Below are 1185 nucleotides of genomic sequence, written 5' to 3' on the forward strand. Positions count from 1 at the left end.
AGCTTGAATGGTCTGAAACCGAAGACGGCCTGCAAATGAGGGTCGTCGGCAGCGGATTCTTGTACAATATGGTCAGGATCATTGCCGGCACGCTCCTCCAAGTCGGTACAGGCAAATTTTCACCCGATGACATCGAAGGGATGATCGAAGCCAAAAACCGCGATGCGGCGGGGCGTACTGCACCGGCCCATGGATTGTACCTATGGAACGTCATCTATGACAACTAAACCAGGTGTAACATTTTCTTGACAGCGAGTACAGAAAGTTATAAGATATCATATGGTATGTATTTCAACCCCACGATAAGCCCCGGAAACTTATTGTGTTTTGAAATAGAACGTATTAGATTGAATTGAAGTGATACTAGGAGGGAAAATCATGCGCACAACACCTATGGCGAAAGCGAATGAAGTTGAACGTAAATGGTTTGTTGTTGATGCTGAAGGCAAGACTCTTGGACGCCTTGCTTCTGAAGTTGCATCTATCCTACGCGGAAAGCACAAACCAACATATACACCACACGTTGATACTGGAGACCATGTCATCATCATCAACGCTGAAAAAATCGAGTTAACTGGTAAAAAGTTGACTGATAAAATCTACTACCGTCACACTCAGCATCCAGGCGGATTGAAAACAAGAACTGCTAACGAAATGCGTACAAATTACCCTGAGAAAATGCTTGAGCTTGCAATCAAAGGCATGCTTCCAAAGGGTTCTCTCGGTCGTCAAATGTTCAAAAAATTGAACGTATACCGTGGTTCTGAGCATCCACATGCAGCACAAAAACCTGAAGTTTACGAACTTCGCGGATAATTAAAAGGGAGGTTACCAATTTGGCACAGGTTCAATATTACGGTACTGGCCGTCGTAAAAGCTCTGTAGCTCGTGTACGTCTTGTTCCAGGGGAAGGCCGTATCGTCGTTAATAATCGCGATATCAACGAATACATTCCATCAGAAGCGCTGATCGAAGATATTAAACAACCGTTAACTTTAACTGAAACAACTGGAAGCTACGATGTTTTGGTTAATGTTAAAGGAGGCGGCTTCTCCGGACAATCAGGCGCAATCCGCCACGGCATCGCACGCGCTTTGCTTGAAGCAGATCCTGAATACCGTGCGACTCTAAAACGTGCAGGTCTTCTGACTCGTGACGCACGTATGAAAGAGCGTAAAAAATACG

Annotated in this window: 2 protein-coding genes and 1 pseudogene; all 3 read left to right on the plus strand. The window is 45.0% G+C overall.

Features of this window, described 5'->3' with window-relative positions:
- Positions 1-227, plus strand: a pseudogene (locus tag V7126_RS23985) (tRNA pseudouridine(38-40) synthase TruA); the annotation flags it as partial.
- A gap of 151 nt (positions 228-378) precedes the next feature.
- Positions 379-816 carry a 50S ribosomal protein L13 gene (gene rplM, locus V7126_RS23990; protein WP_046128871.1) on the plus strand — a complete coding sequence of 146 codons (438 nt, stop codon included), beginning with the start codon at positions 379-381 and terminating at the stop codon, positions 814-816.
- A 20-nt stretch (positions 817-836) separates the two neighbouring features.
- Positions 837-1185, plus strand: a 349-nt coding sequence (rpsI, locus tag V7126_RS23995; protein ID WP_335499902.1) for a 30S ribosomal protein S9, incomplete at its 3' end; no start/stop codon positions are given.

The organism is Bacillus sp. JJ675 (assembly GCF_036963165.1).
Lineage (GTDB): Bacteria > Bacillota > Bacilli > Bacillales > Bacillaceae > Bacillus > Bacillus glycinifermentans.